Origin of the sequence: Thalassotalea sp. Sam97 (assembly GCF_041379765.1) — a bacterium.
In the GTDB taxonomy this organism is placed as follows: Bacteria; Pseudomonadota; Gammaproteobacteria; order Enterobacterales; family Alteromonadaceae; genus Thalassotalea_A; species Thalassotalea_A maritima.
This window is the reverse complement of sequence record NZ_CP166919.1, coordinates 2,412,386-2,425,280: the sequence shown is the minus strand read 5'-3', so window position 1 is coordinate 2,425,280 and position 12,895 is coordinate 2,412,386. Positions and strand designations below refer to the sequence as shown.

The 12,895-nt window shown below is 44.7% G+C and carries 11 protein-coding genes; 2 read left to right on the top strand and 9 right to left on the bottom strand.

What is annotated here, in order from left to right; all coding sequences use genetic code 11:
- Positions 1-33: 33 nt before the first annotated feature.
- On the top strand, positions 34-1,044 hold the full coding sequence (gene galE, locus ACAX20_RS10785) for a UDP-glucose 4-epimerase GalE (protein ID WP_371186116.1): 1,011 nt from the start codon (positions 34-36) through the stop codon (positions 1,042-1,044).
- Positions 1,045-1,147: 103 nt separating this feature from the next.
- On the opposite strand, the gene putP is transcribed toward galE, so the two are convergent.
- The 9 genes from putP to ACAX20_RS10740 form a co-directional block, all read right to left on the bottom strand.
- The gene (putP, locus tag ACAX20_RS10780) at positions 1,148-2,626 is read right to left on the bottom strand and encodes a sodium/proline symporter PutP (protein WP_371186114.1); all 1,479 of its coding nucleotides are present in this window, start codon (positions 2,624-2,626) and stop codon (positions 1,148-1,150) included.
- A 192-nt stretch (positions 2,627-2,818) separates the two neighbouring features.
- A complete protein-coding gene (locus ACAX20_RS10775) occupies positions 2,819-3,526 on the bottom strand; it encodes a DUF3379 family protein (protein WP_371186112.1) in 708 nt (235 codons plus the stop codon).
- A complete protein-coding gene (locus ACAX20_RS10770; RefSeq protein ID WP_371186110.1) occupies positions 3,519-4,034 on the bottom strand; it encodes a sigma-70 family RNA polymerase sigma factor in 516 nt (171 codons plus the stop codon). Before ACAX20_RS10770 ends, ACAX20_RS10775 begins: the two co-directional genes overlap by 8 nt.
- A 152-nt stretch (positions 4,035-4,186) precedes the next feature.
- Positions 4,187-5,815: a BatD family protein gene (locus tag ACAX20_RS10765; RefSeq protein WP_371186108.1), complete on the bottom strand. Its 1,629-nt coding sequence runs from the start codon at positions 5,813-5,815 to the stop codon at positions 4,187-4,189.
- Positions 5,809-7,812 carry a VWA domain-containing protein gene (locus tag ACAX20_RS10760; RefSeq protein WP_371186106.1) on the bottom strand — a complete coding sequence of 668 codons (2,004 nt, stop codon included), beginning with the start codon at positions 7,810-7,812 and terminating at the stop codon, positions 5,809-5,811. The genes ACAX20_RS10765 and ACAX20_RS10760 overlap by 7 nt, the downstream gene beginning before the upstream one ends.
- Positions 7,812-8,819: a VWA domain-containing protein gene (locus tag ACAX20_RS10755; protein ID WP_371186104.1), complete on the bottom strand. Its 1,008-nt coding sequence runs from the start codon at positions 8,817-8,819 to the stop codon at positions 7,812-7,814. The genes ACAX20_RS10760 and ACAX20_RS10755 overlap by 1 nt, the downstream gene beginning before the upstream one ends.
- Positions 8,816-9,292, bottom strand: a complete 477-nt coding sequence (locus ACAX20_RS10750; RefSeq protein ID WP_371186103.1) for a DUF4381 domain-containing protein — start codon at positions 9,290-9,292, stop codon at positions 8,816-8,818. Before ACAX20_RS10750 ends, ACAX20_RS10755 begins: the two co-directional genes overlap by 4 nt.
- Positions 9,280-10,281: a DUF58 domain-containing protein gene (locus ACAX20_RS10745; protein ID WP_371186101.1), complete on the bottom strand. Its 1,002-nt coding sequence runs from the start codon at positions 10,279-10,281 to the stop codon at positions 9,280-9,282. Before ACAX20_RS10745 ends, ACAX20_RS10750 begins: the two co-directional genes overlap by 13 nt.
- A gap of 52 nt (positions 10,282-10,333) precedes the next feature.
- Positions 10,334-11,290, bottom strand: coding sequence for an AAA family ATPase (locus ACAX20_RS10740; protein ID WP_371186100.1), 957 nt, complete (start codon positions 11,288-11,290; stop codon positions 10,334-10,336).
- Positions 11,291-11,574: 284 nt separating this feature from the next.
- Here ACAX20_RS10740 and fadI point away from each other — a divergent pair, with 284 nt between their 5' ends.
- Complete coding sequence (gene fadI, locus ACAX20_RS10735) at positions 11,575-12,885, top strand: acetyl-CoA C-acyltransferase FadI (protein ID WP_371186098.1); 1,311 nt, start codon at positions 11,575-11,577, stop codon at positions 12,883-12,885.
- Positions 12,886-12,895: the final 10 nt, after the last annotated feature.

The window sequence follows — 12,895 nt, the reverse complement described above, 5'->3', positions numbered from 1 at the left end:
TATAAGTTAGTAATTAAAAATAATGGAAGTATTATGAGTTTATTAATTACCGGCGGAACCGGTTATATAGGCAGTCATACTGTTGTCGAGCTGTTGGAGTCTGGTCAAGATGTCGTTATAGTAGATAATCTCGCCAACTCATCAACCAAAAGTCTTGATCGTGTCGAGCAAATCACCGGTAAAATGCCGACCTTTATTAAAGCCGATATCTGTGACAAAGCTGCGATGCAAGCGGTTTTTGCTGAGCATAACATCACCAGCGTGATCCATTTTGCTGGCTTGAAAGCAGTTGGTGAATCAACACAAATACCATTAAGTTATTATCATAATAACGTTTCAGGTACCGTTGTCTTGCTTGAGGTGATGGCCGAATATAATGTTAAAAACTTGGTGTTTAGTTCATCGGCCACCGTCTACGGTGAAAATAACGTATCGCCACTTGTTGAGTCGATGCCAACCTCAGCAACAAACCCTTATGGTCAAACCAAGTTGATGATAGAACACATCCTATTTGATCTGGCCAAAAGCGATCCTGAGTGGTCGATTGTTTCGTTGCGATACTTTAACCCAATTGGGGCCCATAAATCAGGTCTTATTGGTGAGTCACCAAACGGTATTCCAAATAACCTGTTACCGTTTGTATCACAAGTCGCTGTTGGTAAGCGTCCAGAGCTTAGTGTTTGGGGTGATGATTATGACACGGTCGATGGCACTGGCGTACGCGATTATATTCACGTGGTCGATCTTGCTATTGCCCATTTAAAAGCGGTTGATGCATTAGCAAAAGTCGATGGTTGCATGGCTATCAATGTCGGTACCGGTAATGGTACATCTGTTTTACAGATTGTTGACAAGTTCAAAGAAATCAGCGGTGTGGATATTCCATATCAAATTTGTCCACGCCGTCCTGGTGATATTGCTACCGTTTTTGCCAAAGCGGATTTAGCGAGTGACTTTTTAGGCTGGCAAGCTCAGCGAAACTTGGATGACATGATTGCCGATACATGGCGCTGGCAATCACAAAACCCGAACGGTTTCGAATAAACGTTTATAACCACAGTTATAAATTAATAAGGGCAGCATAGATAACTTTCATGCTGCCCTTATTTTTAGCTCGTATCGCTGTTTTAGCGATATTTAACCTTTATTAGCCGTTTCGATAGTGACTGATCAGCGTGTGATATACCGCTTCACTGTCTTTGTCTTGTTTCGCAGTGGCTTTGCTTACTAACACACCAACAAGCAGTGATGCGATAAAGCCTGGGATCATTTCATATAAGCTAAATAGCCCGCCGAGATCTTTTAACATAGGCCAAAAAATAACAACTAACGCACCCGTTACAATTGAAGCAATCGCACCAAAACGGGTGTACTTAGACCAGAATAAGGCAAGTAATACCGTTGGTCCAAAGGCACTACCAAAGCCTGCCCACGCATAGCTCACCAAGCCAAGTACACTGCTTTGTGGATCAAGAGCTACAAAGGTGGCAATAATAGCTATCGCCAGTAGTGAAAAGCGTGTTAGCCATACTAATTGAGCTTCACTCGCTTTCTTTTTGACATAAATTTTATAGAAATCTTCAACCACAACACTTGAGCAAACCAATAACTGCGAATCAATGGTACTCATGATTGCCGATAAAATGGCGGCGATAATAACACCAGCAACCCAAGGGTTAAGCAACGCTTTTGATAAAAAGATGAAGATGGTCTCTGGGTTATCCAGTGGCGCATCAGCATAATAGGCAATACCCACTAAACCAACGGCAAGTGCTCCCAACAGTGATAGCACCATCCAAATCATGGCAATATTGCGAGAGGTTGGGATATCATCAACCGAGCGAATAGCCATAAAGCGCGATAAAATATGAGGCTGACCAAAGTAACCAAGTCCCCACGCCATCAGCGAGAAAAATCCAATCCACGAAAAATCTTTAAATAGCTCGGAATAATCTGGGTTTGTTTGCGCAAGAAGTTGTTGTGTTTGTGCCATACCGCCAAGTTCATTTACGGCAACTATGGGTAAAATGATCAGCGCGATTAGCATTAAACAACCTTGGAAAAAGTCAGTCCAGCTTACCGCCAAAAAACCGCCTAAAAAGGTATAGGATACAATAACAATAGCGCCAATGATCAATGCCGTGGTGTACTCTAAACCAAATACTTTCTCAAATAATATCGCCCCGCCCACAAGGCCAGAAGATACGTAAAACGTAAAGAAAATCAATATAGTTAGTGCTGACATTAAACGTATAACGTGCGATTTATCAGCAAAGCGATTTTCAAAAAATTCTGGTAGCGTGTGAGAGTTATTGGCCTTTTCAGTAAAGCTGCGTAGCTTAGGGGCAACCAATAACCAGTTAAATAACGCACCAATGACTAAGCCGACACCAATCCATACTTCGCTGGCACCCGATAAGTAAATCGCCCCAGGTAAGCCGAGTAAAAGCCAGCCACTCATATCGGATGCACCAACACTTAGAGCCGTGACTGCGGGACCTAATTGGCGACCACCAAGAATGTAGTCACTCAGAGTCGATGTTGCTTTATAGGCAATAAAGCCAATGAGCAACGTAGTAAGTAAGTAACCGATAAAGGTTACTAACATGGGAGTTTCAATTGCCATAATTATTATCATCTATTTTTAATTTGAGGCGATACTATCAAGGAATGCGAGCTATTGACAGTCTATCGAACAATTGCGCGACATTTGTCCAGTGTATATCGTCAACAACGTATTAATACTGTGGTATTTTGTTGCCCGGAGCTTTATCCAAGCAACTTACGGGAGGAAATCACTTACAGGGGGGGAGAGCCGTTAAATGGACCACTTAATATGACGGCTAAGCTGCTGCTGCCAGCTGTCAAGTGGGGTATTTTTATCAGCAACGATCACCACATGCCCTTGCGGGTATTGTTGACTGACGCCGTGCGTCCTATTGTCAGCAAACTGCTTACTATGCTGTAAATGCTTATTTTTTGGTAAAATAAATACATTGACGTTATCGTTGAGCCCTTCAAACACTAGGTGCAGCGAATCCATGCCGTCAAAAAAGCATTCTTCTACGGCGATCAATTTCCCTATCGATTGTTGCAAACTGATCCCCATCGAGCCCATAACTTGATTAATGTCATCTAGTTCATAGTTACTGCCTGCGCGCTCTTTATAGTCGTCTTGCTCGTGGTAGTAATGAGCAAGCGCATAGTCAGAAATCGAGTTATAGGCAGGAGTCATGTAGCGATAGCTAAAGGATATGCCAACAATAAAAGCGATAGACGCTGCCATAGCCAAATACCAGCGGGTTTTACGTTGGCGGTGCTGATGGGCAGTTAGACTTTGTTGTAAAATAATTTTTTCAGCAAGTTTATCTGGTACGCTAACCTTCATTGCTGCGGCGATATCAGCATCGATTTGTTTCATCTGTTTGGCTAATCGTTTGCGTTCATCATCGCTAGCAATAGCGTCGTTTATGCTGCTGTCGTTTGGATCAGCGTAGAGCTTTCGACGAAATTCTAATTCATCCATTGCGTCGCCCCTTGGCTTGGTTGTCTTGTACTATGGCATCTTTAAGTTGATTACGAGCTCTAAATAAGCGTGTCATAACGGTATTTTTATTGAGCTTTAATATCTTGGCTATTTCATCGCCTTTAAAACCTGCAATAACTTGCAATACCAACGGCTCTCGATATTCCGGCGATAAGCTAGCGATACGTCGTTGAAGCCAATGATGCTCTTGAGCTTGCTCAACCGATAAGCTCTCTGTATCTAGAATTTGGCTTTCGTCGTAGTCCGCCATATCAAACTGTTTACGCTCAAAACGACGGGCGTTTTCACGCCTTAATATGGTAATTAACCAAGATTTAGCGGCATTATTGTCGTTGAGACTATCTAACGCTCTCCAAGCACGCAAAAAGGTTTCTTGCACTAGGTCTTCGGCCACCTGTTTATCGTGGACTAGCCAATATGCATAGCGATACAAATCGGCGTGCAGGGCGTTAACGAGAGCCTCAAAGCGTTGTTGTTTAGTTGCCATAGTCCATATTATGTTAAAGGAGTTATAAGTTGAGACCTGTCCGTGGTGACTTTTCTTCCCAAATAAAATTTTTTATTGTATTTCTGCGTAAGTCGGTATAACAATGCCCACAACAAGTGGGCATTCTCGGCATGTTATTTCGTGTTAGGTTGTTATGGGTTTAGCGCAAATTCAACCTGTTGTTTTTGTGTCGTATGCGTTTGTATTCTTGATATCACTTTTAACAATTGAGAGCCTTGCCACGGGGCTTGTTGCTTGCCGTAATAACATTGTTGTAGCTGGTTGACAGCATCATGAAGGTCCTTATCTTCAACGGCGTCGAGTAACTGTTGTAAATTTGCGATATGTGCATTCGCTAATAACTCACCGCCCCACAGCGGCAGTAAGGTCAAAACCTGTTCTCCGTTATTTTGCTTACATGCGGCCATCAGTTGCAAGTAGTATGGCTTATCACGGGGGTTGAATCGCTTTTTAGGTTGGACTTTGCCCCTGAATTTGGCGACATACAGCCATGCTAAAGCCGTGGCAATCCAGCCGGTTAAAAACAACCATTGCAAATAAGAAGCTTGTTGCGGTTCAGTGCTAACCGTTGGCGAGGGCACTGTATTTTGCGGTTGCACAATCGCGGCACCTTCGACGGTGATGGTTTTACTTGGGATAATAGCTTGCTCTTGGAGGTTAAGTTCCGTGTTCCACCAAGGAATGCGTAGCTCAGGGATAACAAAAGTCCCAGATTGCGTCGGAACAATGGCAAATTCTTGTACTTTTTGGCTGATCAATACGTTGTTTTTCACGCCAATTTGGCTTTCCGCTTGATCAGGATAAATCTTTAGACCATCAGGTGCACTAAAACTAAGCTCGGGCAGCTGTTCTGCGCTTAGTGCCGCAGCCGTTATGGTCACGGTTCGAGTGATGGGTTCACCCAGTTGAAACGGCTCTTGCTGAGTAGGCCAGGCATCCTCAACCACGATCAATTCACTTGGTAACCATTCACCATTAAAGTTGCTTTCAGCTGGTTTTACTGTGATATCTATAGATTCACCTTTAACATTAATCGGCGTACCGCTGTTTAACCCGCCAAATAGAGAGCGACGTTGATTGCCTTGTTTAACAATCTCGCCCTCAAAAACGACGCTGTGCAGTACCAGATTTCCCGATGTTTGTGGTTTTACTGAATAGACACGTTCAATGATACGAAAGCGACGACCGTCGATAATGTCACTGTATTCATTGTTTTCACCAATTTGACGAATTTCAGCGCCAGTCATCTTCGGATCAGCGATGCTACCGCGCTTTAATTCTGCGGCAAAATGCAAGCGCACCGTCAACGTAAACTGTTGTTGGACATAGACGCTCTGCTTCGATACTTGCGAGGTGATATAAACATCTTTTTGTGTTTGCTTACTCTTATCAGCAGCTGGTAACACACTTAGTTCTATTGGTTGGGTGCGCGCATCAGCGACTTGTAATGCAGGAATGGTTAAAGTCCCGGCTTGCTTTGGGATTAATAACGTAGTCCAGCGTGTCGTGCGGGTGGTTTGCCAATTCACCATACTGGTTTGGCTACTGATTGACGTACGACCAACGACAAAATCGGTTTGTAATGACGACGGATCAAAGGCATCGGCTGCTACCGAGTCTTGGGCTATGACGGTTAATACCAATGACTCATCGACAACAGCGGGGTTTTTATCAATGCTGGCGCTGACCTCGAGCGCTAGTGTTTGAGCACTCCATAGCAAGGCGATGAAACCAATGATGAAACGATAAGCGATTACCATTTTTCTTTTACTCCAATACTGCTTCGATTTTGTCGGCGCTTTTGGTATTCAAGGCGCATTTTGTTTTGCAATAATAATTGCGGGTCATCCGTGACGCGTCTTAACATTTGTTCATAACGTTGTTGTTGCTCACTTTCTGCCGAGGAGTCAGACTCTACAGCAACCGAGCTTTGTTGATCCGCAGCTTCGGTTTGCTCTACTTTTTGCTGCTTAGCTTTAGCCTGTTGTTGTTGCTCTGTATCGTTTAACTCACCAGCATGTTGTTGGGGGTTCTGTGCCTTATCTGCGTTATTTGCATTGTCATTGGATGTCGGCTTATTGGTTTGTTGATCGCGACCCATTTTATCATCAGGCTGTGCAGGTGGAGATGAGGGATCTTGCGGATCGCTACTATCTCCTGCATTTCCCTGTTGTTGCTGCGATTGGTCATCTTTGCTAGCGCCTTGGTCATTTTGTTGCGTCGAGGATTGTGATTGTTGCTCGCCTGCTCCTTGTTGGTCGTTAGCTTGTTGACCATCTTGGCGCGGTTGCTCGCTTTGGCTTTGCTGGTTGTCTTGACTTTGTTGATCGTCTGATTGTTTTTGATCTTCAGTGCTTTGCGACGGATTATTTTGTTGCAGTTGCTGCTGTTCAAGCAATTTTTCAACGAGCGTTTTATTGGCCTTAGCATCTGCATGTTGCGGATTTTGCTGCAACACTTTTTTGTATCCATCAAGGGCTTGTTGTAGCTGGCCTAACTGCGCATACGCATTAGCGCTGTTATACATTGCTTGTTCACTGTCAGATTGCGCAAAGGCTTTTATGGCGTTTTCGTAATCACCCGCGCGGTAATAACTAGCACCTTGCCAGTCTGGCTGATTAAATTGCTTTGCGGCCTTGGTAAAGTCTTGTTGTAAAAACTGCTTGTGCCCTTGCTGGTCGTCTGTTTGCCACAAATCGTCCCATAGCGAGGCATGAGCTGCACCGGGAAGCCATATGCTAGTTACTAGCAAGCCGGTCAATAATGGTGTTAGTAACACTCCTTTGCGGAAATATCCCAGTGCCAATGGCAACGCAATCAGTAATAAATAAGGGCCAAACTCTTGCCATTGGTCTCCTTGGTTTTGTTGCTGACTTTCTAGGGAGCGCTCGCTATCAAGTTTGCTTAATGCACTTAGTTTTTTAACATCGCTATCATCAGCGGTGATTGGCGTAAAAATCCCGCCTGAATTGCGACTCAGAGCTGACAAGCTGTTGGTGGTTAATTTAGGAATAACGATGTTACCGCGACGGTCTTTCATCAGTTCACCATTAGCTAACGTGATTGGCGCACCTTGTTCAGTGCCAACGGCTAAGATGTTGATGCGATGATTGCTATCATTGACGAAACCTTGAATATCCTCGACTTCATCACGGGTTATACCATCGGTAAACCAATAAATATCGCCTTGACTATGACCGGCATTCGATAACATTTCTTCAGCGAGCAATAATGCAGGGTAAGGGTTCGATCCAAGTTCAGGCATGATCTGTGGTGACAGTGATGGCAATAATAATTTTATGTTATTGATATCAGGGGTCAGCGGGCTTATGGTAAACGCATCGCCGGCATAGGCGATTAAGCCAATGTCACCTTCGTCTATTTTTTCCACCAAATCGATGGCCTTAAAACGCGCCATGGTTAATCTGTTCGGTTGGATATCGGTGGCTAGCATGGAAAAGGACATATCCATAACCAGTACCGAACCTCGTTTTACTTCAAATACTGGCTGTGGCAACTTGTGCCAAGTAGGGCCCGCAAGGGCAATAATAAAAAGGCTGCCAATGAATGCTATCGGAAATAAAGATGCCGGCTTGTTCTCACCGCTGTTGTTTAACAACTTTTGCGTTAAATGCTTGGGGATAAGCTGATGCCAGGCACTGGCTGATACTCGTAAGCGACGTATTTGCCATAATAACCAAACCAACACAATAAAGCCGGCTAGGAAGACTGGGCGGATAAAGTGAAAGTCGGCCATTATTTACGCTCCTTAGCCACAAACGGTACACCATAAGCGAGGTAGTGCAGCCAAACAATGCGAGCGGTAATTAGCAATAACGCGAAGCCGAGGGGCCAGAAAAACAACGCCGTTAATGGTCGTAATTGTTCAGCGTCTTGTGCCACCGGTTCTAATTGGTCGAGTAATTGATAAATTTGTGCCATCGATTCTCCATCTTTGGCGCGAAAGTAACGCCCCCCCGTCTGGTTGGCAATTTTGCTCAATGTGTCTTCATCAAGATCGCGAGATGGATTGACTTTACGTGTCCCAAATAATGAGCGCTCAAACATCACATCAGCGCCAATACCGATGCTATACACTGTAACATCTTTAGCAACCGCGAGCTCAAGGGCTTGATCTGGGGTTAATTTACCTGAGGTATTTTGGCCATCGGTTAATAATACCAACACGCGGTTTGAGTCATCTTTGTTAATAAAACGTTTTACCGATAAGGCAATCGCATCACCTATGGCGGTTTTTTGCCCCACCAAGCCAATGACGCTTTCATTAAGCATTTGTTTAATGGTTTGTGTATCGAACGTCATTGGTGCTTGCATGTAGGCATCATCAGCAAACAGCAGTAACCCTAATCGATCGCCTTTTCGACGTTCGATAAAGTCGCTTAATAAGGCTTTAACCATATTAAGACGATTAATGGTTTGCCCTTGATATTGCATATCTTCAATTTGCATACTGCCTGATAAATCAACAGCAATGATCATCTCTCGACTTTCGGTTGGCAGGGCAACAGGGTCGCCTAACCACTGCGGACGCATGGTGGCGAGCACTAAAAGCGCCCAAATCAACGCGGTTAGCCACAAAGGCGCTTTTTTGTCATTTGTGGCCACTGATTTTGCACGCATATTTGGTAGCAGTACCGGCATCTTAAGAGCGGCATGTTCTGACGACGCCGGCGGCAATAACCAATAGGCGATAAGAGGTAAAGGTAATAACAGTGCCGCTAATGGCCAAGCAAACTCAATCATAATGATTTTCCTCGCTTGTATGATGGTAAACAACAGTGGTGTAACCAATAAAGTGCCGCTTGCTGCATTTGCTCTGCATAAAGCTGTGATGCGTTTGCTCGGTAATGCTGCTGCACTGCCTGTTCAGCCAGTTGATTAAAATGTGCTTGATGCTCGCTTGGTAAATACTCACTAAGCGTTTTTACTAATTTCGATCCGTGGCTACCGGCAACACTCTGTCTGTTGAAGTAGTGCATTACCACAAATTTAATGATAGCGATCGATTGCTCGGTGGATAATGCTTCGCGGTTTTGTAATTGCTGTAAGGCTTGATGTTTTACCCTGTAAAATTTTCGCTTGTTGTATGCTTTTATTAATAGCCAGGTGACTAAAGACGCTACTGCCAACAGCAATAACCACCATCCAGGCGCAACTGGGTAGTTGTGGATCGGCTCTGGTAAATGTATGTCTTTTAGATTTGTTAACGGATCCACGTTTCAATCCCTGATTTTAATTGTTGCTCAATTGGCGAAGCCGCGGTGAAATAGATTAAACGCGCGCCTGCGCGCTGATATAAAGATTGTTTTAGCTTGTTTGTCATGTTGGCTTGTTGTTGATAGCGATGCTGCGTGGTGACATCACCTAGCAATAATTGTTGCTTGGCCTGACCGTCGGTAATGGCAACAGAAACTTTCCGATTGAGCGTTGGTAACTCTTGCTCGAGCGGATCACTGACTTGGCAGATGACTAATTCACAATGCTTGGCGACTTTCGCTAATGGTCGTAGTACATCATCGTTAAAATGAGTGCCATCGGTAATTAAGTAAACCAGTGCGCCAGGTTTACTTAACTGTGACAGTCGATTGATGTTATCAACAAAATAGTTATCCGTTTGTTCCGGTTTTTGTTGCCAGTTGGCTATCCCTTGTTGATGATTTTCTTGTAACGCATGAAGGTAATGCAATACACCATTTTGTCGACTACGAGGTTTGAGTTCATGATGGCATTGTTCATTAAACACTAAGCCGCCAACTCGATCGCCACGCTTTTTCGCGTGCCATGCTAGCAACGCGGCGATGTGACAAGCTTGTACGGATTTAAATAACAATTGTGAGCCAAAGAACATCGACTGACCCAAATCGGTGGCAATCATAACCGGTCGTTCTACCTCTTCGCGAAACAACTTAGTATGGGTCTTGCCGGTGCGAGCTGTTACTCGCCAATCGATTGCCCGTATGTCGTCGCCACGTTGATAATGGCGGACTTCGTCAAATTCCATACCACGGCCTTTGGTACGCGCTAAGTAGTTACCTGAAAAATGGCCGTGAATAGCATTCTTGGGGGTTAAGTCCAGTAATGATGCTTTGCCTTGATAGGCTAACAGCTCGTCGATAGTGACGTTAATGCCATCACTGACAAGCTGTGCTAGTTGTTGTTCAACGGCACCGAAAGAGGCCGTTTGATTGGAACGCTTCCACCACATACGTGTTACTCGCCTTATGACTTCACTTTTCGTTGCGTTAACGGCAATTTTCTTAGGCTAGTGCCACTAATTCCAAGATACGGTCCAATACTTGATTGGTGGTAATACCTTCGGCTTCCGCTTGATACGTTAGCAACAAGCGATGACGCAAGGTGTTATGAAAGACCGCTTGAATATCTTCCGGACTGACAAAGTCGCGACCATGTAACCATGCTCGAGCGCGGGCACATCGTTCCAACGCAATGGTTGCGCGCGGGCTTGCGCCATACGCCAACCATTTGGCCAAGTTATCGTCATATTTCTCGCCTTCACGAGTTGCCATGATCAAATCGACAATATACTGCTCAAGCACAGGCGCTAAATAAATTTCTAGTGTTTCTCTGCGCGCGGTAAAAATATCTTGCTGAGTTAATGTGTCTAATCGTACCGGCTTTTTATGTAGAGCTTCACCACGATTAAGGCGGAGAATTTCTAACTCCGATTGGGCATTTGGATAGTCAATTTCCACATGCATCAAAAAGCGGTCGAGTTGTGCTTCCGGTAATGGGTAGGTACCTTCCTGTTCAAGCGGATTTTGCGTTGCCATGACTAAAAACAACTCAGGTAACTTATAGGTTTTTTTACCAACGGTTACTTGTCCTTCGGCCATTGCTTCAAGTAATGCCGATTGCACTTTTGCTGGGGCTCGGTTAATTTCATCGGCCAAGATCAAGTTTTCAAATAGAGGCCCTTGCTGAAACACAAAGCTACCATCTTCCGGACGGTAAATGTCGGTACCGGTTAAATCTGCGGGTAATAAATCTGGCGTGAACTGAATGCGATGAAAACTGGCATCAACCCCTTCAGCCAGGGCGTTAATAGCACGAGTCTTTGCCAAACCAGGTGGCCCCTCGACAATTAAGTGACCATCCGCTAACAGAGCGATGAGTAAGTTTTCAACAAGAGTATGTTGTCCAACAATTTGCTCACTTAAGTGAGCTTGTAAATTTGAAAATTGTTCGATAGCCATCCGAGATATATTCCTGATAAGTATTAGCGTATTATCAACAGTGCGAACACGCACTATTCAGGTAACTGCTGAGTTATTAATATTTTGTATCTATATTGACGCTATGTTATTAGAAATCAACCCTTTTAAAAAGTTTGTTTTGTGGTTAGAATCGAATAATTCATCAGGTCTGACCTGTTGTGGTAATTACTAAAATAACGATAACGACCTACACTTCAGTAAGCAATATCAGCTTGGGTTTAGGCGGTACCGCAAGTCTATTAAGAAACAAGAAAGGAAAACGAATGGCGAAGATGCAAAACCTTAAGACCGCGACAGGCGAACGTGTTGCAGTCGTTACAGGTCTACGTACACCGTTTGTAAAGCAAGCAACGTCTTTCCATGGCGTACCAGCGCTGGATCTGGGGGCGATGGTTGTAAATGAAATGGTTACTCGTACGGATATCGATCCTCAACTGATCGAACAATTGGTGTTCGGTCAAGTGGTGCAGATGCCAAAAGCGCCAAATATTGCTCGCGAAATCGTGTTAGCGACGCAAATGAATGTCCATACTGATGCGTATAGTGTTTCTCGCGCCTGTGCCACCAGTTTTCAGTCAACGGCCAATGTGACTGAATCGATATTGCTAGGGAATATTGATATTGGTATTGCTGGCGGTGCAGACTCGATGTCGGTACCTCCAATCGGTGTATCGCAAAAATTTGCCCGTACCTTACTTGATTTATCGAAAGCAAAAACGCTTGGGCAGCGCTTGAAGCTTATCTCGGCACTGCGCTTTAAAGACATCTTGCCTGTACCACCAGCGGTTGCCGAGTATTCGACTGGGTTGTCAATGGGGCAAACAGCCGAGCAGATGGCGAAAACACATGGTATTAGCCGTCAACAGCAAGACGAGCTAGCACATCGCTCTCACACACTAGCTGCGCAAACGTGGGCGAGCGGCGTTTTAGCTAACGAAGTCATGACCGCACATCCTGAACCGTACAAACATGCCGTTGAGCAGGATAACTGTTATAGAGCGGATTCCGATCTTGCTGGTTATGCAAGATTACGTCCTGTGTTTGATCGCAAACACGGGACGGTCACAGCGGCCAACTCAACCGCATTAACCGATGGCGCTTCTGCTGTACTATTAATGCGAGAAGGTCGCGCGAAAGAGCTTGGCCTCGATGTATTAGGTTATATTCGCTCATACGCATTCACCGCCATCGATGTATGGGAAGACATGCTAATGGGGCCATCCTATGCGACGCCATTAGCGCTTGACCGCGCAGGCTTATCGTTAGCGGACATGGACTTGATTGAAATGCACGAAGCCTTTGCCGCACAGACCTTAGCAAATGTAAAAATGTTTGCCAGCGATAAATTTGCTAAAGAAAAACTTGGCCGTGACAAAGCCATTGGCGATATCGACATGGATAAGTTTAACGTGCTTGGTGGTTCCTTGGCGTACGGTCACCCATTTGCCGCAACAGGAACACGATTGATCACTCAAACGCTGAATGAATTAAAACGCCGAGGTGGTGGTTTAGGTTTGACAACAGCGTGTGCCGCCGGTGGTTTAGGTGCGGCTATGGTTCTTGAAGCAGAGTAATCGAGGAGTA